This window comes from Hymenobacter arizonensis, assembly GCF_900115775.1.
In the GTDB taxonomy this organism is placed as follows: domain Bacteria; phylum Bacteroidota; class Bacteroidia; order Cytophagales; family Hymenobacteraceae; genus Hymenobacter; species Hymenobacter arizonensis.
Window position 1 is genome coordinate 1,302,926 of record NZ_FOXS01000001.1, and the last position, 24,886, is coordinate 1,327,811.

Annotated in this window: 24 protein-coding genes and 1 tRNA gene; 7 read left to right on the forward strand and 18 right to left on the reverse strand. The window is 57.8% G+C overall.

The window, feature by feature from the left end:
- Positions 1 to 12: 12 nt before the first annotated feature.
- From BMZ66_RS05455 to BMZ66_RS05495, 9 genes are all read right to left on the reverse strand, one after another.
- The gene (locus BMZ66_RS05455) at positions 13 to 855 is read right to left on the reverse strand and encodes a 4-hydroxy-3-methylbut-2-enyl diphosphate reductase (protein WP_092669768.1); all 843 of its coding nucleotides are present in this window, start codon (positions 853 to 855) and stop codon (positions 13 to 15) included.
- A 383-nt stretch (positions 856 to 1,238) separates the two neighbouring features.
- Positions 1,239 to 1,889, reverse strand: a complete 651-nt coding sequence (locus BMZ66_RS05460; RefSeq protein WP_092669770.1) for a hypothetical protein — start codon at positions 1,887 to 1,889, stop codon at positions 1,239 to 1,241.
- Positions 1,890 to 1,958: 69 nt separating this feature from the next.
- Positions 1,959 to 2,801 (reverse strand): phytoene/squalene synthase family protein, encoded by an 843-nt coding sequence (locus tag BMZ66_RS05465; protein WP_092669772.1) that lies wholly within the window; start codon positions 2,799 to 2,801, stop codon positions 1,959 to 1,961.
- A gap of 112 nt (positions 2,802 to 2,913) precedes the next feature.
- Positions 2,914 to 4,401 (reverse strand): bifunctional phytoene desaturase/3,4-desaturase, encoded by a 1,488-nt coding sequence (crtID, locus tag BMZ66_RS05470; protein ID WP_234794979.1) that lies wholly within the window; start codon positions 4,399 to 4,401, stop codon positions 2,914 to 2,916.
- Between the two features lie 280 nt (positions 4,402 to 4,681).
- Positions 4,682 to 5,233 (reverse strand): sigma-70 family RNA polymerase sigma factor, encoded by a 552-nt coding sequence (locus BMZ66_RS05475; RefSeq protein WP_092670299.1) that lies wholly within the window; start codon positions 5,231 to 5,233, stop codon positions 4,682 to 4,684.
- 234 nt (positions 5,234 to 5,467) lie between these two features.
- Positions 5,468 to 6,370 (reverse strand): MerR family transcriptional regulator, encoded by a 903-nt coding sequence (locus BMZ66_RS05480; protein WP_092669774.1) that lies wholly within the window; start codon positions 6,368 to 6,370, stop codon positions 5,468 to 5,470.
- A gap of 69 nt (positions 6,371 to 6,439) precedes the next feature.
- The gene (locus BMZ66_RS05485) at positions 6,440 to 6,892 is read right to left on the reverse strand and encodes a sterol desaturase family protein (protein ID WP_234794980.1); all 453 of its coding nucleotides are present in this window, start codon (positions 6,890 to 6,892) and stop codon (positions 6,440 to 6,442) included.
- Positions 6,893 to 7,067: 175 nt separating this feature from the next.
- Positions 7,068 to 7,874: an enoyl-CoA hydratase/isomerase family protein gene (locus BMZ66_RS05490; RefSeq protein WP_092669778.1), complete on the reverse strand. Its 807-nt coding sequence runs from the start codon at positions 7,872 to 7,874 to the stop codon at positions 7,068 to 7,070.
- Positions 7,875 to 8,131: 257 nt separating this feature from the next.
- Positions 8,132 to 10,408 carry a ComEC/Rec2 family competence protein gene (locus BMZ66_RS05495; RefSeq protein WP_092669780.1) on the reverse strand — a complete coding sequence of 759 codons (2,277 nt, stop codon included), beginning with the start codon at positions 10,406 to 10,408 and terminating at the stop codon, positions 8,132 to 8,134.
- 121 nt (positions 10,409 to 10,529) lie between these two features.
- Here BMZ66_RS05495 and BMZ66_RS05500 point away from each other — a divergent pair, with 121 nt between their 5' ends.
- A complete protein-coding gene (locus tag BMZ66_RS05500; RefSeq protein ID WP_092669782.1) occupies positions 10,530 to 11,468 on the forward strand; it encodes a phytanoyl-CoA dioxygenase family protein in 939 nt (312 codons plus the stop codon).
- Between the two features lie 273 nt (positions 11,469 to 11,741).
- On the opposite strand, the gene BMZ66_RS05505 is transcribed toward BMZ66_RS05500, so the two are convergent.
- Positions 11,742 to 12,176, reverse strand: coding sequence for a GNAT family N-acetyltransferase (locus tag BMZ66_RS05505; protein WP_092669784.1), 435 nt, complete (start codon positions 12,174 to 12,176; stop codon positions 11,742 to 11,744).
- A gap of 134 nt (positions 12,177 to 12,310) precedes the next feature.
- A complete protein-coding gene (locus BMZ66_RS05510) occupies positions 12,311 to 13,396 on the reverse strand; it encodes a PhoH family protein (RefSeq protein ID WP_092669786.1) in 1,086 nt (361 codons plus the stop codon).
- Positions 13,397 to 13,479: 83 nt separating this feature from the next.
- On the opposite strand from BMZ66_RS05510, the gene BMZ66_RS05515 reads away from it, so the two are divergent.
- Entirely contained in the window at positions 13,480 to 14,289 is an 810-nt protein-coding gene (locus tag BMZ66_RS05515) for an SAM hydrolase/SAM-dependent halogenase family protein (RefSeq protein ID WP_234794981.1), read from the forward strand.
- Between the two features lie 156 nt (positions 14,290 to 14,445).
- Here the strand turns inward: BMZ66_RS05515 and BMZ66_RS05520 are convergent, their stop codons facing one another.
- Both BMZ66_RS05520 and BMZ66_RS05525 read right to left on the reverse strand, forming a co-directional pair.
- The gene (locus BMZ66_RS05520; protein ID WP_214606950.1) at positions 14,446 to 15,594 is read right to left on the reverse strand and encodes an alpha/beta hydrolase; all 1,149 of its coding nucleotides are present in this window, start codon (positions 15,592 to 15,594) and stop codon (positions 14,446 to 14,448) included.
- A 445-nt stretch (positions 15,595 to 16,039) separates the two neighbouring features.
- Entirely contained in the window at positions 16,040 to 16,255 is a 216-nt protein-coding gene (locus BMZ66_RS05525; protein WP_092669788.1) for a hypothetical protein, read from the reverse strand.
- Positions 16,256 to 16,391: 136 nt separating this feature from the next.
- Here BMZ66_RS05525 and BMZ66_RS05530 point away from each other — a divergent pair, with 136 nt between their 5' ends.
- The 3 genes from BMZ66_RS05530 (at position 16,392) to BMZ66_RS05540 (ending at position 17,371) form a co-directional block, all read left to right on the forward strand.
- The gene (locus BMZ66_RS05530) at positions 16,392 to 16,679 is read left to right on the forward strand and encodes a putative quinol monooxygenase (protein ID WP_092669790.1); all 288 of its coding nucleotides are present in this window, start codon (positions 16,392 to 16,394) and stop codon (positions 16,677 to 16,679) included.
- A gap of 42 nt (positions 16,680 to 16,721) precedes the next feature.
- Positions 16,722 to 17,261: an iron-sulfur cluster co-chaperone HscB C-terminal domain-containing protein gene (locus tag BMZ66_RS05535; RefSeq protein ID WP_092669792.1), complete on the forward strand. Its 540-nt coding sequence runs from the start codon at positions 16,722 to 16,724 to the stop codon at positions 17,259 to 17,261.
- 28 nt (positions 17,262 to 17,289) lie between these two features.
- Positions 17,290 to 17,371, forward strand: a tRNA-Leu gene (locus BMZ66_RS05540).
- A gap of 224 nt (positions 17,372 to 17,595) precedes the next feature.
- On the opposite strand, the gene BMZ66_RS05545 is transcribed toward BMZ66_RS05540, so the two are convergent.
- A complete protein-coding gene (locus tag BMZ66_RS05545) occupies positions 17,596 to 19,347 on the reverse strand; it encodes a DUF5723 family protein (protein WP_143080065.1) in 1,752 nt (583 codons plus the stop codon).
- Positions 19,348 to 19,800: 453 nt separating this feature from the next.
- Positions 19,801 to 20,538 (reverse strand): response regulator transcription factor, encoded by a 738-nt coding sequence (locus BMZ66_RS05550; RefSeq protein WP_092669796.1) that lies wholly within the window; start codon positions 20,536 to 20,538, stop codon positions 19,801 to 19,803.
- Positions 20,539 to 20,661: 123 nt separating this feature from the next.
- Here BMZ66_RS05550 and BMZ66_RS05555 point away from each other — a divergent pair, with 123 nt between their 5' ends.
- A complete protein-coding gene (locus BMZ66_RS05555; protein WP_177204604.1) occupies positions 20,662 to 21,858 on the forward strand; it encodes a lactonase family protein in 1,197 nt (398 codons plus the stop codon).
- Between the two features lie 69 nt (positions 21,859 to 21,927).
- Here the strand turns inward: BMZ66_RS05555 and BMZ66_RS05560 are convergent, their stop codons facing one another.
- A complete protein-coding gene (locus BMZ66_RS05560) occupies positions 21,928 to 22,845 on the reverse strand; it encodes a cobalamin B12-binding domain-containing protein (RefSeq protein ID WP_143080066.1) in 918 nt (305 codons plus the stop codon).
- A 271-nt stretch (positions 22,846 to 23,116) separates the two neighbouring features.
- Here BMZ66_RS05560 and BMZ66_RS25055 point away from each other — a divergent pair, with 271 nt between their 5' ends.
- Positions 23,117 to 23,302, forward strand: a complete 186-nt coding sequence (locus tag BMZ66_RS25055; protein WP_143080067.1) for a hypothetical protein — start codon at positions 23,117 to 23,119, stop codon at positions 23,300 to 23,302.
- Here the strand turns inward: BMZ66_RS25055 and BMZ66_RS05565 are convergent.
- Together BMZ66_RS05565 and BMZ66_RS05570 are read right to left on the reverse strand one after the other, a co-directional pair.
- Positions 23,295 to 23,720, reverse strand: coding sequence for a hypothetical protein (locus tag BMZ66_RS05565; RefSeq protein WP_092669802.1), 426 nt, complete (start codon positions 23,718 to 23,720; stop codon positions 23,295 to 23,297). The genes BMZ66_RS25055 and BMZ66_RS05565 overlap by 8 nt on opposite strands.
- 216 nt (positions 23,721 to 23,936) lie before the next feature.
- Positions 23,937 to 24,869: a DUF6929 family protein gene (locus BMZ66_RS05570; protein ID WP_143080068.1), complete on the reverse strand. Its 933-nt coding sequence runs from the start codon at positions 24,867 to 24,869 to the stop codon at positions 23,937 to 23,939.
- Between the last annotated feature and the right edge of the window lie 17 nt (positions 24,870 to 24,886).

Consider the following 24,886-nt stretch of genomic DNA (forward strand, 5'->3'; position numbering starts at 1 on the left):
GCGCAGCGCTGGCTACAGAGCCAAAAGCCGGTCGCGCACCTGCTCCATCAGCCACATGGGGGTGCTGGTGGCCCCGCAAATGCCCACCGACTGACCCGGCCCGAACCACTCGGGCTGGATTTCGGCCACGTTGGAGATGAAATGGGTTTGCGGGTTGGTTTCCAGGCATACCTGGTAGAGCACCTTGCCGTTGGAGCTTTTAGTGCCCGACACAAACACAATCTGGTCGAATTGCGCAGCAAAACGGCGCAGGTCCTTGTCGCGGTTGCTCACCTGCCGGCAAATGGTGTCGTTGGCGTTCACCTGGTAGCCGCGCCCTTCCAGCTGGTTCTTGATGTTGTAAAAGCTATTGGTGCTTTTAGTGGTTTGGCTGTAGAGGGTAATGTTTTCGGGCAGCTCGTGGCCCAATAGCTCATCGAGGTTTTCGAACACGACGGCGTTGCCGCTGGTTTGGCCCAGCAAGCCCAGCACTTCGGCGTGGCCGTGTTTGCCGTAAATGAAAATCTTTTCCTTCTTGTCGTAGCTGGACTTGATGCGGTTTTGGAGCTTGAGCACCACCGGGCAGCTGGCATCAATCAGGGTCAGGTTGTTCTCCATGGCCATTTGATAGGTAGCCGGGGGCTCGCCGTGGGCCCGAATGAGCACGGCTTCATTACGCAACTCGGCTAGCCGTTCGTGGCAGATAATGCGCAGGCCGCGGGCTTCCAGGCGCTGCACTTCTTCATCGTTGTGCACGATATCTCCTAAGCAGTACAGGTAGCCCTGCTCATCAAGCAAGTCTTCAGCCATTTGAATGGCGTATATCACGCCAAAGCAAAAGCCGGAGTTGGGGTCGATTCGGACGCTGAGCGACATTTTCGGCATAGGCCAAGGTAACCAGTAACCTACCCGCAAGGTTGTAAAATTTGGGCCTGGCACCCGAAAATACGCAAATTGAGCTCAATTCAGTTTGTCGAATACTTTTTTTCCCACATAGTTTTTGGTTATTCCTGCTTACAAATAGCTATTGAAGCTAGCGTTTCGGTAGCAGGAATATTGCCGATTTAAACCGACTCAACAACTGACGCTTCATTGAGGCGTGCGGACCGGGCATAGAAGAGCCGCACTCATAAACAAAAGTCTGAGTCGTGAAAGCCGGTAGTTGCGGCTTTGCTATAAGTCAACTTAAAGCTCAAGCTCAGCTTCCAATTGCAGCCAAGCCTTACTCATCTTGTGCTAGGCAAAGAAGCGCAGACAGCCTACTCGGCCACTTTCTTCAAGCGCTGGGCCTCCTCGTCGCTCACGTGGCCACGCTCAACCAAAAAGTGACGCACGGTGCGAAAAGCTTCGGGGTCGAGGCCCGACTTGGGGTGTTTGAGTGCGGCATTGAGCAGCATTTCCTTGTCTTCGTCCACGTGCTTACTTAGGCCGAGGAAGGCGGGCAGGTTGCTTTCCACGGAAAAACGCAGAAAACGAATTTCCGGATTTTGCGGGTCGAGGCTTACCGCTTGCTCAAAGGTGCGCGCCGCGTCTTGCACGTAGCTCATCTTGTTGAACATGGATGCATCGCGGGCCCGAATGGCTTCCGCCGCGCCTTTGTAGCCCAGCACCAATGCGTCGCGGTCTTTGTAATCGGCCAGGAGCTTGTAAAATTTTTCGCCGGCGGCTTTGTCGGCGGCGGCTTGCTCGTAGTGGCGGCGCAGGTTGGAGGGGTCGTAGGGAGAAGGCACGTTGGTATTGGCGGAGGTGAAAGAAGAAACAAGAAAAGGCTGAGGGCCGGGTGCAGCAGCCGCAACCTCGGCAGCTGTTGCGAGGCGGGCTGCGTTTTCGGCCATGCGTAGGTCAGCCCCCGACGCCCCGGAGCCAACACTTACAATACCAGACAGAAACAGCACACTGAGAATCTTCATATTGGCAAAATTACGGAGCACGAAAACATTTTGTTTTCCACTTTACAAAAGCCGTGCTCAAAAAATGCCTCAGATGCGCGATAGTCGATACCGGAAATACGAGCCCAGCAACAGGAGCAGTTTGGTGTTGTCGGGCACCCGCACCCGCTCGCCCAAAATCCGGGCCGCGGGCAACTTCTTTATCTTATAAAACAGCTTGAGGTAATAGACATACGCCAGGTAAACGCCCAGCTTGGCGCAACGCGGCAGCTGCACAATGCCCTCGTAGGCCGCCTCAAAATCGGCTTTGATATCGGCTTCAATTTCGCTCTTGGTGGCGTCGTTGAAATGCTGGTACACCACCCCCGGAAAATAAACGCGGCCGCGCTCCTCGTAGTCGGAGCGGATGTCGCGCAAGAAGTTCACCTTTTGAAAGGCCGAGCCCAGCCGCCGGGCCGGCTCGCGCAGCCGCTCAAACATGGCATCGTCGCCGTCGCAGAAGATGCGCAGGCACATCAGCCCCACTACCTCGGCCGAGCCGTAGATGTACTCATTATACAGGCCGGAATGGTAGTTCTGGTCTTCCAAATCGAGGGCCATGCTGTGCAGAAAGGCTTCAATAAACTCGTGGTCGATGCCGTACTGCCGCACCACATGCTGAAACGAATGCAGTACCGGGTTGAAGCTGAGGCCGGTTTCGAGCGCCTCGTAGGTTTGGCGGCGGAAGTCGGCCAGCAGCGCGGCCTTGTCATGATTATGGAACGTGTCTACTATTTCATCGGCCCAGCGCACGAAACCATACACGGCATACACTGGCAGGTGCAGCTTGGGGTCGAGCGTGCGAATGCCCAGCGTAAACGAGGTGCTGTAGCGCCCCGTGATGAGCTTGCTGCACGCCAGGCTGGTGTCGGTGAATAGTTTAACGTGGTCCATGTGCTATATACAGAACGTCATGCAAAGCGTAGCGAAGCATCTCGCTCGCTTCGTTGAGTTAGTAATCCGAGCGAGATGCTTGGCTGCGCTCTGCATGACGTTCAGGTGGTTATCAGTTTTTAATTTCTTTCATGACTTCGCCCGCCACAACCTGGCCGGAAATAAGCGAAGGCGGCACGCCCGGTCCCGGCACGGTAAGCTGACCCGTGAAATACAAATTACTTACTTTTTTGCTCTTGAGCGTGGGCTTCAAAATCGCCGTTTGCTTGAGCGTGTTAGCTAAACCGTAGGCATTGCCTTTGTAGCTGTGGTAGTCAGCTACAAAGTCGCGGTGGGCGTAGCTGCGCTTAAACACCACCGCATCGCGAATGCTGTGGCCGCAGTGCTGTTCGAGGCGGTCCATCAGCAGGTCGTAGTAGCGCTCGCGGGTGGCTTCGTCGTCGGTCAGGTCGGGGGCCACGGGAATGAGCAGGAATATGTTTTCCTGGCCTTCGGGCGCTACCGTGGGGTCGGTTTTGCTGGGCACCGAGGCGTAGTACAGGGGCTTGCTTGGCCACTGCGGGTGCTCGTAAATCTCGCGGGCGTGCTGGGTGAGGTCTTCGTCGAAGAACAGGTTGTGGTGGCGTAGCTTGTCGAGCTTCTTGTTCACGCCGAGGTAGAACAGCAGCGACGACGGCGCCATGGTGCGCGAATCCCAGTACTTCTCATCGTAGTGGCGGTGCTCGGGTTTCAGCACTTCCTGCTCGATGTGGTGGTAGTCGGCGCCTGCTATCACAGCATCGGAGGCAACGAAGCCATTGGCTGTGCGCACACCGGTGCTGCGGCCGTTTTCAACCACAATTTCCTGCACTTCCTCGTTGTAGCGAATTTGCACGCCGTTTTCTTCGGCTAGGCGCACCATGCCTTCCACTATTTTGTGCATCCCTCCTTTTGGATACCAGGTGCCCAGCGCCAAGTCGGCGTAGTTCATTAGTGAATACAGCGCGGGGGTATTTTCGGACGTAGCGCCAAGGAACAGGATGGGAAACTCGACCAATTCCAAGAGCCGGGGGTCTTTGAAGAAACGGCGCACGTGCTTGTGCATGCTCTGCAGCACGTCCATCCGCACCATGTCGACAAGCAGCTTGGGGTCGGCGAATTCAAATACCGAGCGGCTGGGCGCATACACTAGGCGGTTGATGCCCACCTCGTACTTATAAGCAGCCTGCTTGAGGAATTCGTCGAGGCGAGCGGCGCTGCCTGGCTCGTAGCGCTCGAATAGGGCCCGCAACTCACTCATCTTGGCCGGGATGTCCACGGCCTCGGGGCCCTTGAAAATCACCTGGTACGAAGGGTCAAGCCGCTCCAGTTCGTAGTAGTCAGCTACCTTCTTACCGAACCGGGCAAAGTATTTTTCAAACACATCAGGCATCCAGTACCAACTCGGGCCCATGTCGAAGGTGAAGCCCTGGGCGTGGAACACCCGGGCCCGGCCACCGGGACCTTCGTTTTTTTCGAGTAGAGTAACGCGCCAGCCGGCCTGCGCCAAAGTGGTAGCAGCTGCCAAGCCAGCAAAACCGGCTCCGATGACGATGGCTTGTTTCGATTTATTGTTTTGCAAGGTGGATTGCTGGGTAGTCGGTAAAATAGAGTTTAAAAAGCGGGTTGAGCTGAACAGGGGCCCCGCATCCGAGCACCTTTAACAAGAAAGTCAGCCAACTGATTGAAATTCCTGCGTGGCAAAGATGCTTGGCAGCGTCGGGCTTCGGTTAGCAGCGCGCACGCTGTGTGTTGCGCAAAGGTGGACGCAGCCAACCCGACAACTCACAAAGAGGCCGCCGGCCCCGCGCCACAAAGTTGCAGCAGCAAGGCCGGCGGCCAAGGTATTATAGGCAAATTCGCTAGTCCTCAATCGTTTCGCTTACATCACCGGCCGATGCGCCTACCGGGGCATACACCTGCAGGGCCGACTTGAGCTCCTTGCGGGCAATGTGAATGCGGTTTTTTACGGTACCGATGGGGATTTGCAGCTTTTCGGCAATCTCCATGTACTTGTAGCCGATGTAGTACATCATGAACGGCGTGCGGTAGTCGGTACCCAAGCCGGCAATGGCTTCGTTGATGTCGCGCACCACGAAGTCCGACGTGGCGCCGTTGTGCGTGATGTAATTCTGGTCGGTGTTGAAATACTGAAAATACTCCGTCGAATCGATGTTGGAGCTGCGCTTGGTAATCTTATTGTAGTTGTTGATGAAGGTGTTGCGCATGATGGTATACAACCACGCCTTCAGGTTGGTACCAGCTTTAAACTTATCTTTATTAAGGAGGGCTTTCAGGAGGGTTTCCTGCACCAAATCCTTGGCGTCATCAGCGTCTCGCGTCAAATTCATGGCGGCGGGCCGGAGGGTGAGCGAAATTTTCTGCACTTGCGAGGTGAATTCTAGCGAAGTCATGCTGTTTAGCTTTTCGTGGCCGATTGTTAAACAAATATACGAGTTGATTCGGATTTCGGCCACCGCCAGCCAAAGATTTTTGGGTAGGAGGCAGTAAAAGCTGCTCGTCATCGCGTCAAAGTAGCAGGCGCGGCTATTCCACTAGCCAACCAATCGGCCAAGGGCTGGATTACCTCGAAGAACGGCTACATTTACGGGCTCGAACGGCAATCGGATTGTTCCGAATGCCCTTGTTCAAGCTGCGAGCGGCGCCAGATTTTTTTCGGTTATCAACGCCAAAAAATCAGTCATCAGCGGGGGCGCCACAAAATTAGGGGGCAATACCAGCCCCTCCTGGCGGGCCAGGTTGCCGTAGAGCACCACCTGGCCGGCGGGGCACAGCTGCTGCAGCTGTTCGGCAAACTCCCCAATGCGCGAGCGGTCGGGCTGGGTGGTGAGGACCGTTACCAGCGCTTCAGGCCGATAAGTCTCGCAAACCGAGCCCAGTTCCTTGATGGGCATGTTCTGGCCCAAGTACAAAGTGTGCTGGCCGCGCGCCCGCAGGGCGTAGTTCATGAACAGCAGGGCCAACTCGTGCAGCTCATGCTCCGGCAAAAACAACAGCCAGCGGGGCGCCCCGGCCAGCTTGATGGGAGGCAGGGCATCGGTGGCGGCGAGCAGTTTTTGGCGCAGCAGGTGCGAGAGCAGGTGTTCCTGCGCCAGGTTCATGGTGCCAGCCAGCCACATGAGGCCAATGCGCTGCAAAAGCGGATAAGCCACATGCAGCATCATTTTCTCGAAGCCGAGCTGTTGGGTAGAATCTTCGAGCAATTGGCTAAGGGCGGGCTCGTCCATGCCGAGCATGGCAGCGAGCAGTGCGTTGACTTGGGCGGCGTGGTCGTGGGCATCGTCGCTGCAGGCAATCACGGCGCTGGCCAGCTCTTCATCGCTGAGGCGGGCAACCTGCGAAATGCGCCGGCCCCGGTTGCACAGCGTGGCCACGTTGAGCAGGCGGCGCAGGTCATCGTCGCAATACAGCCGGATGTTGGTGGCGGTTCGTACGGGGCGCAGCAGGCTGTAGCGCTGTTCCCACATCCGAATTGTATGCGCTTTGATGCCCGAAAGCTGCTCTAAGTCGCTGATGGAGAAGTTGCCCATAATTTAACTAAAAACGATAAGTAAAAATGTATAAATGGAATTTTAAATAATTGTTTGAAATAATTATAATTACCGACTTAAATCGGTACTTGTAATCTTATTTTTTCGGCTTTCGGCTTGCTTGCGCGCTAGCTCAAAGTATTTCGGCGACACCCACAGGAGGCCGAATTCGGCTGAGCCATCGCGGCCTGTGGTTTTGTGATGAGTCTTGTGGGCCATGTTGAGGGCCCGCAGGTAGGTATTCTGCGATTTTTTCCAGAACCGCAGCCGGCCGTGAATCAGCACGTCGTGCACAAAGAAATAAACCGTGCCGTAGGCAGCGATGCCCACGCCCACCCAATACCACCAGTGCGCGCCATTCTCTCCGGTAATAAATAAAGCGGCCGAAATTCCTCCGTAAATCAGAAAAAACAGGTCGTTCCGTTCTACTGGGTGCGGATGACGCACGTGGTGCGAGCGATGCAAAAACCACAAAGGGCCGTGCTGCACAAATTTGTGCATGAACCAAGCCCAAAATTCCATGAAGGCGAATGTGGCGACGGTGATACCAATTGCGGCCAGAATTGTCATGCTGAAGTAACCACGCCAGGGAAAGTGTTGTTCGAATTGAAGGCGGAACGCCGTTCCGCTTCCCACAAATTTCGGGAGCGGAACGGCGTTCCTGGCTATTGGGGCTACTAATAAACAGCTTTTTGGATTACCAGCTGATTTTCTCTTTGCTCAGGAAGGCGGCAATGCCCTTGCGGCAGTCTTCGGAGCCACGGGCTTCGGCGTTGCTTTGGGCGGCGTAGCGCAGGCCTTCTTCCAGGGCCATTTCGGGCAGGCGGGCCAGCATTTCTTTGGTTACCTCCATGCTCTGCCCCGAGTTTTCGCGGCACAAGCGCTGGGCGTAGGCATTCACGGTATCGGCCAGTTCTTCTTTGGTAGACAGGAAGGTGATAAGTCCCATGTCGAGAGCCGTTTGAGCCGACACCACGTCGCCGCTGAGCAACAGCTGCTTGGTGCGGGCCTCCCCTATTTTGCGCAGCAAGAACACGCTGACAATGGCCGGGATAAAACCAATTTTTACCTCGGTGTAGCCAAACTTGGCTTCGGGCACGGCAAAGGTTAGGTCGCAGATGGCAGCCAGACCGCAGCCCCCGGCCAAGGCATGGCCCTGCACCTGGCCAATTACCACCTTTTTCAGGGTGTATATCTGGTGGAAGAGCTGCATGAGGTGGGTGCTGTCTTCCAGGTTGTCGGTGTAGCCGAAGCCTTGCAGGTCCTGAATGTAGGCCAGGTCGGCGCCGGCGCAGAACACGTCACCTGCGGACCGCAGCACAATCACCTTCACCGATTCGTCGTCTTCGGCAAAGTCAAAAGCCTTCTTCAGCTCCGTTACTACGTCGGCGTTCAGGGCGTTGCGCTTGTCTGGCCGGTTCAGGGTGATGTAGCCAATGCGGTCCTGTGCTTCGTAGCGAATGTAGCGGAGGGCTTCGAGTTCGGGAGTGAGAAGGTTTTCCATATTGGACAGTAACAGCGCGGGCGGATGGTTGATTCTAAGAGATGCACCAAGGGAATTTGGTGGCATCTGTTGGGACAATTAACGCAAAAAACTCGCGGGGGGATTATTTTACTCGACCAATGGACGCGCAGCGCCCCCGAAAGTGGTCGGCCACTGGCATATACGCTTTATTAGAAAGCAAATCAGCTTCCGCAGCCCTACCGGGGCTTCAGGAGGAAGTGCTGAGCCAGGCATTCACGGCCCGGTTGGGCGCAAGCCTACTGCAGCGCCTTGGGCGGACGGCAGCGAAATGCGCCTTGAGCTGTGACGTCCCAAGTGCGAAACCCGTGGGCGCGCAGGCTGGAATCTTGCCGGGCCACGTACCATATTTTGCAGGACGAGTCGAAAACTACCTGCGCTTGCGGGCCAAATACCGCGGCCACGGTTTCGGGCTTGAGGCGGGCGTTGCGACGCAGCACCAGCACATCGACGGGCGTTGGCTGCGTGGCTGATGAAATGCGGTTGGAAACGAAGCCGATGCGCAGGCCGCGCCACTGGGCCAGCACCACGGGGCCAGGCTTCAGGAACAGGCCCTGGTTGGCGCTGTCGGGGTCGGCGAGGCGCTGCACGGGAATGTGGCTGTTGCGCCAGCCCACCGAATACGTGGGGTGGGTGGCCTGACGCAGTATGAGGCCGGGCAGCAGCCGGTAGGTGCGCTCGGTTTCGTTGAGGGCAACGGAATCGGGCGTGACAAACTCGGCCGCCGCGCCCTGCCAGAACCCCACCGCCGAGCGGCGCGGAATGCTGTACACGATAAACTCTTCGGTGGGCGCCACGGTGCGGGCCTCGGCGACCCGCGTGCCGGCATATAGCACCAGCAAGCCAGCCGCCCAACTCAGCCACCCCAGGCGCCGGGTGTTGGCCCAAGCCAGCAGCACCCCAATCACGCCGAAGAGCAGCACGGTTTGCAGGGCCGTCACGTGCACTTCGCGAATAACCGACCCCGACATCACGCGGCTCACCCAGAAGATGTATTCGTTAAAAGCCCACACCATCCATTCGAAAACATACGCCACCGTGCGGGGCAGCAAGTCGAACCACCATGCTGCGGCGGGCACCACGGCACTCAGCAACACAGCAAAGCCTTTGAGGACGAGTAGGGCCAAGCCCACGTACACGGCTCCGGTTGAGATTGGCACTGCCCCCAGGTTAGACAATAAAAAGCTTAGCGGAAACTGATGAAAATAGTACAGGCCCAAACCGAAAGTAGCCACCTGAGCCGCCAGGGTCAACGCTGTGGCTTTCCAAACCAGGTCTAAAAACCAGCCGGTGCGCCGCCACGTCCACTGCACAACCTTGGGCTGCCAGGGCCGACGCCGGGCGTAGAAATATCCCTCTACATCAAGCAGGCCCGCAATGCGCGGCTGCAGGTACACGATGCTCAGCACCGCTAGAAACGACAGCTGAAACCCAACATCGGCCACGATAAATGGATTGTAGACGAGCAGCACAAACGCGGCTGCGCCCAGCGTGTTGAATATCATGTCCTGCCGCCCGGTAGCGCGCCCCAGAATGACGAACGTGCACATCACCGTGGCCCGTAGCACCGAGGCCGACAGGCCCGTGACAAAGGCATAGCTCCAGATAATTGCCAGGCCCAGCAGCGCCGACCAAATCTTAAAGCCCCGCACCCGGCCAAAAAAGCGCTTTAATAGCCACGTCATGGCCGCAAACAACAACCCCACCTGCAGGCCCGAAACCGCCATAATGTGGGTGGTGCCGGTGTTGGTATAGGCCTGCTTGGTTTCAGTATCAACGTCGTCCTTAATGCCCAGTACCAGCGCCGATGCAATGGTATACTCGCGCTTGGCTGTGATGTAGTGGCGAAAAACTCCATCGAGCTGCTCGGCGGCCCGCATGCTGAGCGCCACCAGAATATTGGGCGACTGCATGCGCAGCACCCGGTACTGGTCGGGGTGAATGTATTGCTGATGATACACTTGCCGGTACTCCAGGTACCGGCGGTAGTCAAACTCGCCGGGGTTGAGCGGGCCTTTGCTGGGGTCGGGGTGCCCGCGGATTAGCCACACCTCCCCGTAGCGGGGCTGGGCAATGCCGGCCACCCGGGGCAGCGACACGCGCACGCCGCCCGTGGCCTGGCGCCAGCGGCCGGCTACCCGCACAGCCTGCACTCGCAACGTGGTGGCGTAGGTAGCGGTGCGCACCACCACGTAGTCGTCTACCACAGCTTGGTAGGCTTCAACTCCCTCAGCAAAGCGAAACAGGTGGTCAGCTCGGCGGCTTTCGGTGGCCCGCTGCGTTAGCGTGGCCCCCAGCGCAAATATGGCTAGTAGGGCCAGGGTGCCGGCTGCGTCGGGGGCGGCGGGACTGCGCTGGCGCACGCTCCAGAACACCAGAAGCACGGCCAGGACGGCTAGTGTTGCCGTGAAGGGCCAGAGTTCGGGCCAGCCATCACCCAGGTATAGGTAAGCCACTACCCCTAAAATCAGCGCGGGGGTATACCGCACAAAGGGAAAAGTGGCCCAGGTTATCATGAATGGCAGAAGCGAGGAGAGTGATTAACTGGCAATGTAGCGCCTCGTGCCTATAAAACACAGTCCTTTCCTGCCCCTGGCTACCCCAGACCTTATCTTGGCGCTTCGAAAACGCCTACCCATGCTCTCCTTACTGCGCCGCCTAAAGCTCAGCTACTCGCTCTACAACGTGTTTCAGCGCCGGAAGCTGGCGCACAACCTGCCGCTCTACCAGCGGCTGGGGCTGAACAAGCGCTACTTCTCCCCCATCAGCAGCCGCGATTTTGCGCATCTTTCTCCCACGGCCGGCCTGCCGCCCGTACCACCCCTGGCCGAACGGTTGGCGAGCTGCGCGGCTTTTCAGGCACTTCCGGCAGCCAGCAAGGCCAGCCTGTTGGCGTTTGAAGACAACGGCTTTGCCGTGCTTTCCGGCTTCTTCGGTACGGAGGCAGTGGACACCATTAATCAGGAACTGGCCAACCTCATTGCTACCAGGCAGATTGACTTACGCTACCGCAACAAGTTCATGTTTGCTTTCCGGCAATCGGCCAGCATTCGTCAGGCCGGTGAAGGCCCTTTGCGCACGCTGATAGCCGCCTTGCTCGGCCACGAAACCACCCTCTTTCAGAGCATTAACTTCCTTACGGGCAGTGAGCAACGAACCCACTCCGACAGCATTCACATGAGCACCTTTCCTCTTGGTGGCATGGCGGCGGCCTGGGTGGCCCTCGAAGACATTACTCCAAACAACGGCCCCCTGCACTACTACCCCGGTAGCCATAAGCTGCCCTATTACCTCAACGCCGACTACGCCAACGAAGGCAGCACTTGGCTCAACGGCGACAAAGAATACACCGAGTATGAAGCAACCATCGCCCGCAAGATTGCAGAGGCCGGCATCGAAAAACAAATTTTCCTGGCCCAGAAAGGCGACGTTTTTATTTGGCACGCCAATCTGATGCACGGCGGCGAGCCCCATTACGACAAGGCACAGACGCGCAAGAGCATGGTGTTTCATTATTTCAGCCGGGCGCACATCTGCTATCATGAAATCACGCAGCGGCCGGCGCTACTGGGGTAGTTTATCCGTGCTATAACGGTCTAACAGAGCGGATTCTAGCTGCATGCGGGGAACCTCACCCCCGGCCCTACCGGGTACGACCCCTCTCCCGCGGAGAGGGGAGTCTGACGAGTTAATCAGAAAACCAAAAGCCCCGCTGCTCTCGCACTGGGGCTTTTGATTGAACAAGCATTTTGGTTCTTGTGCCGTAGCTCCCCTCTCCGCGGGAGAGGGGTCGTACCCGGTAGGGCCGGGGGTGAGGTTTCCCGCCAGAAGCATCCCAGCACTCAAACCCTACGCCAGCACCATCTTGTAATGCTGAATATTAGCTTCCTCGAACATCTCTCCCTCCTTCTTGAAACCGTGCCGCTCGTAGAACGGAATGGCGCGCAATTGCGCGTTCAGGTAAACTTCGGCGTCGGGGAGTTCAGTTTCTACATCCGCTAGCACGGCGTGAAGCAGGGCGGCACCGATTTCCTGATTGCGGAAGTCGGCAAGCACGGCGAAGCGTTCCAGCTTCACGCCGTTCTCGGTTTCGCGCCAGCGGGCGGCGCCGGCGGGCGTGCCATCGGCGGCGCGGGCCAGGTAGTGGCGGGCGTCGGTGCGGTCGTGCACGTCGTGCTCTTTGGATGCGGGCACTCCTTGTTCTTCCTGAAAGACTTTTTCGCGGATGGTGAAAGCAGCATCGAGGTCACGCAGGTCGGTGACGCGGTAGGCAGTGGCGGACATAGTGGACTGGCTAAAAAACTGTCATCCTGAGCGGAGCGAAGGACCTTATCACCCCTGAACGATAACTGTTCAGCCGTGATAAGGTCCTTCGCTCCGCTCAGGATGACAGACGTTGAAATCAACAGCAGTTGAGATTACAAGGGCTGCTCCTGATTCACGGGCAGCTCAGCAACGGGAACTTCGGACTGTTGCTGCTGCAATTCCAGCAGGCGGCGTTCGTGGCGCTCATCGCGGCGCTGGCCGCTTTGCTGGGCTTGGCGGCTCATTTCGTCGGTGTCGAACTTGTCGTAGGCTTCCACGATTTCCTTCACCAAGCGGTGACGCACCACGTCTTCGGACGTCATTTCGACGTAGCCGATGCCTTGCACGTTCTTCAGAATATCCAGCGCCTGCATCAGGCCCGACTTCTGGCGGGTGGGCAAGTCAATCTGGCTGCGGTCGCCGTTCACCATCACCTTGGCCGTGGGGCCCATGCGGGTCAGGAACATCTTGAGCTGCGAAGGCGTGGTGTTCTGAGCTTCATCGAGGAGCACAAAGGCGTTGTTCAGCGTGCGGCCGCGCATGTAAGCCAGCGGGGCAATTTCAATGATTTTATTTTCCTGGAAAAACTTCAACTTTTCGGCCGGAATCATGTCTTCCAGGGCATCATAAATGGGCCGCAGGTAGGGGTCTACCTTCTCCTTCATGTCGCCAGGCAGGAAACCGAGGCTTTCGCCAGCCTCCACCACGGGGCGCGAGATGATGATTTTCTTCACCTCTTTGTTCTTAAGCGCCCGCACGGCCAGGGCCACCGAGATGTAGGTTTTGCCGGTACCGGCCGGACCCAGGGTGAAGGTGAGGTCGTGGGCCATTACGGCATCCACCAGCTTTTGCTGGTTGGGCGTTTTGGCTTTGATGACTCCGCCTTTGGCGCCAAACAGAATAACGTCGGGCGAAGCGGCCAGCACGCGGCCTTCGGCCTCCTCGCTGGTGGCAGAAAGGTATTGATTCACAGTTTTGTCGGTAATCTGACCGTACTGGTGGTAGTGCTCGATGAGCGAGGAGAGCAGGTCGTTGATGCGGGCAATGACTTCCGTCTGGCCCTGGATTTTTATTTCATTGCCTCGGCTGATGATTTTCGACCCGGGAAAGGCCGCAGCCAGCTGGCGAATGTTCTGATTGTCCGGGCCAAGGAAATCGACCAAGGACATGTTTTCGAGGATGATGATTTTTTCGACCAAGTGGGAAGAGAGGGGGAAAAGAAGTAGGGTAACAAAAAAAGGCCCGTTTTCACCCTAAACCGGCTACTTTTGCCCCGGTTCGAGTGAATGAACAATACTACGAAAAACTACGGAACGAGGGCATGGGGTTGATAACACTGCTGACAGATTTTGGCTACCGCGACCACTACGTGGCGGCGCTAAAAGCGCGGCTGTTGCAACTGGCTCCCGCTACCACCGTGGTGGATATCAGCCACGGCGTCGAACCCTTCAACATCGCGCACGCCGTTCACGTTCTCCAATCGGTATTTCGGGATTTCCCCCTGGGCACGGTGCACGTAATTGGCGTCGACGACCACGGCGCCGGCCCCGAACCGGGTTGGCAGGCAGCGCTTTACCAAGGCCATTATTTCGTGGCGGCCGACAACGGCATTATTGCCCTGCTCACCAATAGTGCCCCCGAAGAATTAGTGGCCCTACCGGCAGCCGTCACCTCCTCGCCTACCCGCGATGTGCTGCTGCCCGCTGCCGTGACCCTGGCCCAGGGCGAGGTACTCTCCAGCCTGGGCCCGCTCATTACCACCTTCCACCAGCTCAACAACCGGCAGCTGCGCCTGCAGGACCACCGCATTACCGGCCACGTGGCCCACGTAGACCACTACGGCAACCTGGTCACCAACATTTCCCGCACCGCCGTCGACGCCGTGGGCCACGGCCGGGGCTTTGCCGTGCACTTCGGCCGCGATGTAGTGAAGGAAGTGCACCCGCATTTTTCTGCCGCCCCTCCCGGCGAGGCCGTGGCCGTGTTCAACAGCCAAAACTGCTTGTGTCTGGGCATTTGCCAGGGCAACGCTTCGGAGCTATTGGGGCTGCATTTTGATTCGCAGATAGACGTGCGGTTTCAAGTAGAATAACTGACTTCCGATACCAGTAATAACAAGGAACGTCATGCTGAGCTTGCCGAAGCATCTCTACCGCGCTACTAATCTTCTTGGTTTAGTAACGCGGTAGAGATGCTTCGGCAAGCTCAGCATGACGTTCTTTTTGCCAGTGCTAAATCTTACTACAAATTATTTTAGGGCGCCTTTCAGGTCGCTTGCAGCGACGCCTTGTGCATCCTTAGCCTCGGGCACTACGGCGGCCATGCCGAAGAACTCGTGGGTGGTGCCGTCGTAGAGCTTGTAGTTGACTTTCACGCCGGCAGTTTCCAAGTTGTCGGCCAGCGTTTTACCCTCACTCAGTAGCGGGTCGTACTCGGCGGCGATGATGGTAGTGGGCGGCAAGCCCTTCAGGTTAGCGGCTACCAGGTTGATGCGTGGGTCTTTGCCATCGGCGGCCGTGCGCAGGTAGTGCTTGAAGAACCATTCCATTCCGGCCTTATTCAGGGGCATGGTTTCGGTGTTGCTCTGGTAAGAAGGCGTATTCGTGGCCGAGCCCGCGATGGGGTACACTAGCAGCTGGTATTTGGGCAGAGCTACTTTTTTGTCGCGCGCCATCATGCTCACGGCGCAGGCCAGGTTGCCGCCGGCACTCTCGCCGGCCACGGCCACGCGGTTGGGGTCGCCCTTGATGCTGGCAGCGTTTTTCAACACCCACTGGTAGGCACCAAACGAGTCGTCGTGGGCGGTGGGAAATTTGTTCTCAGGAGCCTGGCGGTAAGCCACCGACACTACTACAGCGCCGGTTTGCTCGCAAAGCGCCTGGGCCGAAGGACCGTAGGTGTCGAGGTTGGCAATTACCCAGCCGCCGCCGTGGTAATACACCACCACCGGGTAGGGCGCCGTGCCGCCCTGGGGCGTGTAGATGCGGGCCTTCACTCCGGGCATCAGGGTTTGGCTCATCGTGTCGCAGTTCATGGGCGGCATGGTGATGTTGCTGGCCCGCATTTGCTTCATGGCGGCTTCGGTGGGGCCGGCTTGCTTGCGGGCCTGGGCTGGGGTCAGCTCAGCCAATGGCTTGGGCTCGAAGCTTTTGAGCTGCTCGATAACCGCCTGCATCTCAGGCTTTAGGTTTGGGCCCCAGGCTGGTTTTTCGCCGGTGGGTTTCACGGAACCGGTTCCGCCGTTGGCATCGCTGCCTTCGGCGGGCACGTTGGTAGCCGTTTGCTCGGTTTCGGTGGTAGATGATGGGCTATTGCAGCTCGTTAGCAACAACCCGCCCATGAGGGCTGGGGCCAGCAGCAAGCGTAGTGCTGCGGGCTTGATTTGAGAAGATTTCATGAAAGCGGTGAGTTGGAAATATGGGCGCTGTTTGGCGTTGGGCAGGCTGTACGGTGGCGCTTGTTGTTAGTTGGCACTATTATATTTTTATCTTGCACTTATAGGTTTAATATATAGCCCTTAAGTGTTTAGCACCTACCTCCTATGTTATTGATTACGAAATTATTATAATGTGTTCAGCTGCCCTAAAGGTGCATGCCTGAGTTAGTGCATTCATCTTATATTTTTTGTAGCTGGGCTTAGATATCTGGTCGTGCTTATTACCCTTGTAAGTCACGCATCTTGGGTAAGCACTCGCTGTAGGCAACCCCAAACAAAAAGCCCAGCTTCCGTTAAGAAGCTGGGCTTTTGCTACCGTAGAGGAAGGCTTTTGGGAATGCTTGAGCTTTCTGGCTCACGCTACCCCATCCGACCGCCTTTTTTTATTGGCAGATAAGTAGCATTGTTAGCGCATGCCTTGGTCAGTCGCCATGGTATCGGCAGACATAGTTGCGGAGCTGTCCGAAGCCTCGTTAACGTCGCTAGGAACCACGGTGGCGGTTTTGTCAGCTTCGGTGGCAGTGGGCTCGCTGCTGCACGAGCTCAAGAGCAGGCTGCCAGCCAGAGCAGGAACGAAAAGCCAGGCCAGTGCTTTGGGGGAGAAGGGGGAAGTGCGAGTCATAAAATTGAAACTAAAAAAAATAGAGAAAGAACAGTTAAGAATCAGTCAATACGTAAGAATGCCCGCTTATGGCTGAAACCAAACCGTGCTAAAGCCGAACCGTACCTTCGTTCCTGCACTATTTCCTTCTTGCTGCATGTTGTTTCGCATCGTTCGCATGACTTTCGACCCGGCCCGAACGGCTGAGTTTTTGACCATTTTTCGGGACTCTGAAGCCCGCATTCGCCAGCAGCCCGGCTGCCGCCACCTCGAGTTGTGGCAAGACGCCGACAACCCCGCCGTGTATTGCACCTACAGCCATTGGGACGATGCGGCCGCGCTCGACGCCTATCGTAAATCGGCTCTTTTTGGCGAGGTGTGGCCGGCCACCAAGCGGCTGTTTGCCGCACCGCCCGTGGCCTTTTCGGTCGCTCAGGTGTTGTAGCCGTACTAGGTTATTCTTGAATTCCCGCTGCCTTACCTGCCCATGCCCACCGACTATTTCGCCTTCTACGGCCTGCCCGAGTCTTTCCAGCCCGACGAAGCTGCCCTAAAGCGCCTTTACTACGCCAAAAGCCGCGAAACCCACCCCGACTTTCACGCCACTTCCTCAGCCGAAAACCAGGCCGACATGCTGCAGCAGGCCACCCTCAACACCGATGCCTACCGCACGCTGAGCGACTCTGACAAGCGCATGGCCTACATCCTGCGCCAGCACGGCCTGTTGGAAGAAGGCAAGCAAGAGCAGCTCCCGCCCGATTTCCTGATGGACATGATGGACCTCAACGAGCAGCTCATGGACCTCGAAACCGACCCCAATGCCGATACAGTGGCCCAAGTTGCGGCCGATGTGCAGGCCCTGGCCGACACGCTGGATGCGGGCATCCAACCCATACTCGCTGGCTATGAGGGCCTACCGAGCGACCACCGGCCCGCCGCCCTCCAGCAAATCCGCACGTACTACCTAAAAAAGCGGTATTTGTTGCGCATACAGCAGCAAGTTGCTACCTTTGCAGCCCGCTCCTGATACCGGCAGAGCGGAAACGTTCTGAATTGCCCAGATGGCGGAACCGGTAGACGCGTTGGTCTCAAACACCAATACCGCAAGGTGTGCCGGTTCGACTCCGGCTCTGGGTACTCGTAGTGGTTAACTCCCCTACTAAAAAGCAAGCCTCAAAAGCTGATTATCTGTTTTGCAGATGCAGCTTTTGAGGCTTTTTCTTTTCCTCTTAGCCCAAAAGAAAAGCCTCTGCGCGCCAAGCAGAGGCTTTTCTTTTAAACCAATACTTAATGCCAACGGCTCAACGCCCGATGGTGAGCTCAGGCAGCTGCCGGCTCGCTTGGCGAGTTGCTGTTTACGCTTAATTGGCTTTGGGGCAGCCACCATTCTCGGCGGTACCAGGTGTATCGGGGCATTTATCCTCAGCGTCGGGCACGCCATCGCCGTCTTTGTCGGGAGCAGCGGCGGGCGTGGTGGCCGGGGCTGCGGCCGGCACCGTGTCAGATGCCGGAGTGGCAGCGGGCGCGGGGGTTGTGGTATCAGGTGCAGCGTCGGGCGCGATAGTAGCGGGCACTACTGGGGCCGGGCAGCCTTTGTATTCCCAGCTTCCCTTCACTTTAGGGCATTTATCGAGCTTGTTGCTAACCTGGTCGTTGTCTTTGTCTTTGTGGCGCTTCTTCTGAATGGCCAGGGAAAGGCCAAAGTAGAGGTCGGCGCCGGTAGTGGTGGTGAGACCCATGAGGCCCCCCAGGTTATCGGAACCCACAATCAGGGGCCCCAGCCGGACCATGGCCCCCAACTGCAGCTTGCGGTAGTTGTTGGCCAGCATAATCGGAGTGGCTATTTCGGCGCGGGCAAACTCGATGCGGGGCGTGAGGGCCAAGCTGCTGAGGCTGCGCTGCCCAATGGTGTTGGCGGGCAGCAGGTTCTGCGTCCACATCAGGCCGGCAAAGATGTGGTTTACCAGCCGGTAGTCGCCGGTCAGGCGCAGCGTGGTGGGCAGGTAGCTGGTGAAGCGGGTGGTTTGCTCGCTCAGGCCAATCAGGCGGTCGAAGGTGGGCGAAATGTCGTTGACGTCGTCGATATCGACGTCATCCGTGTTGATTTTGACCACACCGTTGTTTGCGATTCGGGCTTGCCGCACGTATTGGTCGTTGCCGTAGCGAATGGCGCCTACATCGGTGAGAGCCAGGCCAACCCGCATGCGGTACTTGTTTCGGGAAGGGTCGGTCCAGTCCTTGCCATCCATGTGGTACTGGTACTTGTCGTATTTGGGCCGCCACTCATACATTACTCCCAGGTCGAAGCCAAAGCCACTGCCCAGGCGCTGGCTGCCGTAGGGCGTGCCCGCCCCAAAGTTGGGCTGGTCGTAAAAGTCCGGATTTGTAAAAGCGTAGCTCAGCTTGCGGTCGCGGAGCTCCACGCTGTTGTCGTCGTACACGTGGTACTCGGTGCCTTCGTTCAGCAGAAAGGCCCCGCCCAACCCCACCAGATACTTCACTGTGCCCCCAACCTTGAGAAAGTGCTCCGTATTGGGGGTGAGCGTGCGGCCGTACGACAGGGCAAACTCGTGGTGGGAGCCGCCGCTAAAGTTGAAGTTGTTGTCCGTCGACAGCTGATTCAAACCCAAGCGGTTGACATCATCGAACCCATTGTAGGCCAGGCGCGCCAGGTTTTCGCTCACGTTGTTTGCCTGAACGAAGGCGCGCACCCGGTTAGTGAAGGCTATGCCCTGATTGGGGCCCAGCGACAACATGAAAGACGGCAAACGCCCTTCGCCCGTGATGCTGGCAAACTTAGCATCGCCGTTGAGCTGCTCCTTTAGGTATTCCTTTTCAATTTGGCGGTTGCCGTTGATGAACTCCCTGGCGGGCGCAGGCAGCTCCAGCTGCAGGTAGGTGTTGTAAAAATTGACATTAGCGGCGCCTAAATTCAAGTAGAACCCATGCCGGGAATCGGCCAAGGTAGCCGGATTGATGTAAAGGTTGTTGGTGCCGCCGTAGTTGCTGTGGGCCAGTCCAGTCCAGCCCTGGCCGGACCCGGTGCGGGCCCCCAACAACAGCATTGCAAATAGAAGAGGCCGAGGCCAACGCGTAAGTACAGGTGTATGCATATAGCAGGAATAAGGTGTTACAAAAAATGAGGAGTGAATTAGTGGCTTTGCCTGGCTAAGTGGAAGGCCGAATCAGTATGGCTGACTTGTCGGACTGCTTGATTGAGCAGCATGTTTGAAGGTTGGGCTTATGGGAGGGTGGAAATCAACCCAAAAGCCTTCGCAACTCTGTTCAGCTATTGGCAGGAATAGCTTCGTGGCACGCAGTAAATGGACTTTTAGGAGTGAAAGCGCGTATACTGCATAGCCAGGGCCTATTTATTTGGCCGATTTCGAACCACAAAGCTTCTCCCTTGGCCTTCCTCTCACAATACCCACTTTTCGGTATTTGCCTTGAACTAGCCTGGCGCACTGCAACCCCCGACGGATAAGCAATACCCTGAATCGGGTATTCTTGCTCGTCGTCGTATAATGATTCTTATTTTAATCTAAACATATTGAAGTTAGCGCAACCTATATCAGGTCAAAGGCGCGGGCGTATTCGGTCAACTCATAGGAGGTGCGAATGCCCAATTTCCGGCGTAGGTTGCGGCGGTGGGTTTCTACGGTAGCAGCCGACAAGAACAGTTCTTCGGCAATCTCGGGGGCACTTAAGCCCAGGGCCAGCCGGCGAAGTACCTCCCGCTCCCGGGCCGTGAGCGTGCTAAAACTGGCAGAGTGCTGGCGTAGGAAGTTGTTTTCCTCGAGCAGCCGGCTCACCTTGTGCGTGACGTGGTGCAGGGGGTCGATGGGGCAAGCCGTCGTAATCAGCAGCAGCGGCGAGCCGTCGGTATCGCGCAGTAGCACCCGGGTTATCGAAAAATACCAGGAGTATTCGGCGCTTTGCGTGGTGCGCACCTGCTGAAAAAAACTGACCACGGCCGAGGGGTCGGATGAGCCCACCATCTTCAGAATTTTGGGCAGGTAATCCGCAACATCGGTGGGGTTGAAGAAGACCTTATGATAGTCGGGCCCCATGGCGCGCAACGCCGGCAGCGTGGTTTGCAGCAGCACCGTGCCCTGGCGCGACATATATTCCACGGAGTCGGTCAGGATGTTGTGAATGATGGTGACTCCCGGGTGCAGGTCGGCGGTGGCGGCCACTTCGGCCACCGCGTAGGCTATGCGGTTTTGTTGCAAAAGCGTACGTGCGTTGGCTTCGGAGCCGGAAGCAGACGCCGCCGCATGAACAGAATCATTCTCAGAAATCATAGCATGTTTGCATTATAAATCGCAATATACCCGATTCTACGCCTTATGAAGTTGTACTGCCTGTGCTTAATAAAGGCAAAGGAATTATCGCACTTTTGTAGCTCAGCTCTCATCTCTGCTTCTATGCCGGTTTTCTTCGCTCGCGTGCCCTCTCCATTAATAACAAACAGCATTGGCCTGCTTGCAGCGGCTTCGCTGCTGGGTTGCGCAAAGCCAGCGAGCAGCTCGAAGGCGCAGGACTACTTGGTATACGTGGGAACCAACGTGGCTTCGGCAGAGGAAAACACGATTTTCCTTTACCGCCTCTCTCCTGCTACCGGCGCCCTTACGCGCGTGAGTGCCCAGCGCGGCGGCCCTAACCCAACTTACCTGACCTTGTCGAAAGGGCAGCGTTTTTTGTACGCCGTCAACGAAACCCAAACATTTCGGGGGGAGAAGAGCGGAAGCGTGAGCTCCTACGCCGTGGACCGGCGCACGGGCAACCTGACCCTGCTCAACGAACAGCCTTCGAAGGGGGCCTCACCCTGCTACATCAGCCTCGACCAAGGCGGCAAATCGGCGCTGGTTGCCAATTATATGGGGGGCAACGTGGCCGTGCTGCCCCTGCTGGCCGATGGCACACTGGCCCCGCCCTCCTCCACGGGTCAGCACGAAGGCAAGGGCCCGCATAAAAACCAGGACGGCCCGCACGCCCACTGCATCATTGCGGACCCTGCCAATGCCTATGCTTTCGCTGTGGACCTAGGCACCGACCGCGTGTACCGATACCGGCTGAATGCGGGCCCGGGTCAGCTCACCCAAATGGCTGAGCCCGCTTTTGTGGCCCGCCCCGGCGCAGGCCCCCGCCACCTCACTTTTCACCCCAACGGCAAGCGCGCCTACCTCATCAACGAGCTGAATTCAACGGTTACGGCGCTGGAATATGAGGCGGCGGCGGGGCAGTTTCGTGAGCTGCAGACGGTATCGGCGCTGCCCACGGGCTACGAGGGGACTAACTCCTGCGCCGACATCCACGTTTCGCCCAACGGCCGGTTTCTGTACGCGTCGAACCGCGGGCACAATAGCATAGCCGTGTTTGCCATCGATGAAGCCTCCGGTGCCCTTACGCTGACCCAGCACGTTGAAACGCAAGGAAAAACGCCGCGCAACTTCACCCTCGACCCTTCCGGGAGCCTGCTGCTCGTGGCCAACCAAAACTCCAACAACGTGGTGACGTTTCGCGTGGACCAGGCAACCGGCCGGCTCGCCCCCACCGGCCAAACAGCGGAGGTGCCTTCGCCCATGTTTCTGCAGGTGGTCAGCGACTTTACCAATCCATAGGCCGGCCGGCACCGTGCTGGTTAGTGGGCGGTGCAGTTGTTGACCCAGTGCGGCTTTGAAGCGGCCTTATTAAGCAGTGATGGCTGAACTTGCCTGTGCGGGCTTCTTCTCCTGCGCAAACAGGCCCTGCACCACGGCCACGGCTTCTTCGGCGTTGCTGGCCCAGGCGTCGGCGCCGGTGCTTTCCCACAAGGCGGCATCCTGGGCAAAGGGCCGGCCTCCGACCAGCACCTTCACGTGCCGCGTAATGGCATCGCGCCGCAGCGCGGCCACCAATTCGCTCAGCAGGGGCACATGGTGCGGCATGGAAGCTGCCGTGAGCAGCAGGTCCACTCCTTGTTCGGCGGCCATGCGGCGTATGCTGTCCAGGGGCGTGCTGGCGCCCAGGTAGCAAACTTCCCACCCTTCGTATTCCAGAAAATCGGCCACCATTTGAAGGCCCAGGGTGTGCAGGTCGCCGGCTACGCAGGCGGCCAGCAAGCGGTGGCCGTTGCGCGGCGTGCGTTGGAAGTATGGCTGCAGTTGGGCCATCAGACTGGCAGTGGCGGCGGTGCAGTAATGCTCCTGGGCCACGGTGATGGTGCTGCTATGCCAGAGGTTGCCGACCTCGCGCTGGGCGGGCTGCAGCACGTGCAGGTAGAGGTCGCGCACATCGGTGCCGCTCTCGGCTTCCTCGAGCACCAGGCGCTGGGCCCCAACGCGGTTGGAAGCCAGGAGCAGGCTCAAATATTTTTTGGTGATACCGTCAAACCGGCCAACTCCTGCCGAAGGTTCGTCGTGTTCACTCGAAACGGGCTCGGGCTCCGCAGCTGCGGTGAGCGCTATGGTGGCTGCGCTCAACGTGCTGGCCACTACCACATACTCGCCCACGCTCAAGCGTAGGAGCACGGCCTTGCGCACGGCGGCTATCTGCTCTATGGTGGCTTGGCGGCCCTGCTGCTGGCTTACTTGAAGCGCATGCGCGTCGAAAAGCGCCGGACTGGCCATCAGCACGGCATTGGCGAGCGCAAGAATGTACTGTCTGTAAACTTCGTTATCTGACGGTTGGGTGCTATCGGCAGGCTCATCTGCATTTGCCCGGCTAGCGATAGGCTGCTGGTTGGCTGCATATTCAGCCAGAGTCTCCAATTCTTTATACAGGCGTTGGGCTACCCGCTCACGCAGGATATCGTTGGTAGGCAATGGCTCGAATCAATTATCGGTATCGGATAGGTTGCTATAATGGCAACGACTCCTTACGGTATTTCAAACGAGTGGGATGCAAACTTCTACCTCTTTAAGGCAGAAAATTCTACTTAAAAACATACCGCCTCTGCTGGCCACCATCTGGTTTCCAGGAATCACCGTTCATAACAGCTTAGTCGCAAAAAAAGCAGATGTGCAGCGCGCCACCTGTACATATCTCGCCTACCATCCGCGCAATATGGTGGCTATCTCTAAATAGCAATTTTCACTAACCATTGCTCAGCAGCTTCATTCGTGGAGAAGCGCTGGGAAATGAAATCGGAAGGTGCCACGGACAGCACCGATTGCGTGGAAAGCCGGTGGAGAGGATTTGCCCCTTCCACAATGGCACAGTGGCGGGTGCGGGCCTGGCTCATGGCCCGGGGCAACCAGCTTTCGATAATCCATTGCTGCGCCGAGCCGGTGAGGGGCGCGCGCCCGCCGTGTTCCGACAGGATTTTGCGGGCATTCGAATTCAGTAGCAACGCCAGCACCTGTTCATAAAACGACTTTATCAGCTCCAGCGACGCCGGCTCGGCGCTCCAAGCCAAGCGCACAAATCCGCTGGGGTGGTAATACAGCTTGCCAACAGCGCTTTGGAAATAAAGCGTCTCTTTGGCGAGTGGCAGCGAATTCATAAAAAGAGGTGGGTAGATGCGGGAGAACGGGCCTGCCAGGCGGCCAACAAATTTACACACCCATGCGCCAAAAGCAGCTATTCTTTTAAGAAGTATGTAGCGCACCAAAAAGCTCCTGGCTCACTCCGCTTGCGGCTTTCACTTGGCTATTGCTACGCAGCACAGAGCTAAAATCGCACTGCTCCAGCCAAGCGAATCTTCGGGCCGGATAGCTGCTTAGGTAAGAACGAGCTCGGCCATGAGCGCCGTGCTACCGCCGGCATCGTCGTCGGTCACGAGCAGGAGCTCCCAACGGCGGGGGCCCAGGGTGCGGCGCACGGCCAGGCCCTCGACTTTGCCCAGGTACGGGCGCCCCCCAGGCCAGGTGAGGCGAGCAAAAGTGGCGGTGTTGTCGTTGCTATCGACCAGGCCCAGAAAGGAACCCAACACGGCTCCGTCGAGCACGGCGTCGTCGGTATCCTCTACCGAGGCGGTGACGAAAAGCCGGCCCTGCACAAACGTAGCGCCCGAGAAGCCCGCTGGCCGGTTGCCAATGTAAGGAACTGGAAAGCGCAGCGGCGCCGACACCTTCGGAGCCGTGCCCCTACCCGTCAGAAACTGCAGGGTAGCCGACAGCGGCAGCCGAAATTGCAGAGCGCCATCTACTTGGCCCACGGTGCGCTGAAACAGAAGCAGTTCGGAAGCGGTAGTGGCCGCAGCTTCCAGGTTGAGAACCGCGCCGGCGCCTAGCCGGGCCCGCAGCAGTTCATAGAGCGGCCCCAGCGCCACTTGCACGGGCTCGCTGCCCGACACGGGCACAAACCAGCCCTTCTCGCGTGCCGGGGTGCTGCCCGAGCCCAGCGCCAGCACTCCCGCCTGTCCGGTGGGCCAGGTGAGCGCCGTGAGGGCTTCGAGGTCGGGCTTGGTGCCTTTGGGAATGCGGCCGGTGCCAAACTCGGAGCTTTCGAACAGCCGCACCTGGGCCAGCACGGCCAGCGTGGCCGAGTCGAGCAGGTAGATAAACGGGGCATCGTCGCTGATGACGTAGGCCACCGGGCCAATCAGCTCGATGCCGGAGGCCGAGGGCAGACCGGGAATGGTTCTTTCAGAGAGGATGGTCGCAGTCATGCGAATCGCATCAAACGGGGCGGGGCGGTCAATAAAAGACATGCGGGTACGGCTATTCC

What these genes read in the sequence shown, in the direction of transcription:
- BMZ66_RS05560 (WP_143080066.1), bottom strand. Translation starts at nt 22,845, where the DNA reads ATGGCCAGTCCGGCGCTTTTCGACGCGCATGCGCTTCAAGTAAGCCAG.
- BMZ66_RS25055 (WP_143080067.1), top strand. Translation starts at nt 23,117, where the DNA reads ATGCAAACTTCTACCTCTTTAAGGCAGAAAATTCTACTTAAAAACATA.
- BMZ66_RS05500 (WP_092669782.1), top strand. Translation starts at nt 10,530, where the DNA reads ATGCTCTCCTTACTGCGCCGCCTAAAGCTCAGCTACTCGCTCTACAAC.
- BMZ66_RS05475 (WP_092670299.1), bottom strand. Translation starts at nt 5,233, where the DNA reads ATGACTTCGCTAGAATTCACCTCGCAAGTGCAGAAAATTTCGCTCACC.
- BMZ66_RS05555 (WP_177204604.1), top strand. Translation starts at nt 20,662, where the DNA reads ATGCCGGTTTTCTTCGCTCGCGTGCCCTCTCCATTAATAACAAACAGC.
- BMZ66_RS05465 (WP_092669772.1), bottom strand. Translation starts at nt 2,801, where the DNA reads ATGGACCACGTTAAACTATTCACCGACACCAGCCTGGCGTGCAGCAAG.
- BMZ66_RS05530 (WP_092669790.1), top strand. Translation starts at nt 16,392, where the DNA reads ATGTTGTTTCGCATCGTTCGCATGACTTTCGACCCGGCCCGAACGGCT.
- BMZ66_RS05570 (WP_143080068.1), bottom strand. Translation starts at nt 24,869, where the DNA reads ATGTCTTTTATTGACCGCCCCGCCCCGTTTGATGCGATTCGCATGACT.
- BMZ66_RS05480 (WP_092669774.1), bottom strand. Translation starts at nt 6,370, where the DNA reads ATGGGCAACTTCTCCATCAGCGACTTAGAGCAGCTTTCGGGCATCAAA.
- BMZ66_RS05535 (WP_092669792.1), top strand. Translation starts at nt 16,722, where the DNA reads ATGCCCACCGACTATTTCGCCTTCTACGGCCTGCCCGAGTCTTTCCAG.
- BMZ66_RS05545 (WP_143080065.1), bottom strand. Translation starts at nt 19,347, where the DNA reads ATGCATACACCTGTACTTACGCGTTGGCCTCGGCCTCTTCTATTTGCA.
- BMZ66_RS05525 (WP_092669788.1), bottom strand. Translation starts at nt 16,255, where the DNA reads ATGACTCGCACTTCCCCCTTCTCCCCCAAAGCACTGGCCTGGCTTTTC.
- BMZ66_RS05550 (WP_092669796.1), bottom strand. Translation starts at nt 20,538, where the DNA reads ATGATTTCTGAGAATGATTCTGTTCATGCGGCGGCGTCTGCTTCCGGC.
- BMZ66_RS05495 (WP_092669780.1), bottom strand. Translation starts at nt 10,408, where the DNA reads ATGATAACCTGGGCCACTTTTCCCTTTGTGCGGTATACCCCCGCGCTG.
- BMZ66_RS05455 (WP_092669768.1), bottom strand. Translation starts at nt 855, where the DNA reads ATGTCGCTCAGCGTCCGAATCGACCCCAACTCCGGCTTTTGCTTTGGC.
- BMZ66_RS05565 (WP_092669802.1), bottom strand. Translation starts at nt 23,720, where the DNA reads ATGAATTCGCTGCCACTCGCCAAAGAGACGCTTTATTTCCAAAGCGCT.
- BMZ66_RS05490 (WP_092669778.1), bottom strand. Translation starts at nt 7,874, where the DNA reads ATGGAAAACCTTCTCACTCCCGAACTCGAAGCCCTCCGCTACATTCGC.
- BMZ66_RS05485 (WP_234794980.1), bottom strand. Translation starts at nt 6,892, where the DNA reads ATGGAATTTTGGGCTTGGTTCATGCACAAATTTGTGCAGCACGGCCCT.
- BMZ66_RS05520 (WP_214606950.1), bottom strand. Translation starts at nt 15,594, where the DNA reads ATGAAATCTTCTCAAATCAAGCCCGCAGCACTACGCTTGCTGCTGGCC.
- BMZ66_RS05460 (WP_092669770.1), bottom strand. Translation starts at nt 1,889, where the DNA reads ATGAAGATTCTCAGTGTGCTGTTTCTGTCTGGTATTGTAAGTGTTGGC.
- BMZ66_RS05505 (WP_092669784.1), bottom strand. Translation starts at nt 12,176, where the DNA reads ATGTCCGCCACTGCCTACCGCGTCACCGACCTGCGTGACCTCGATGCT.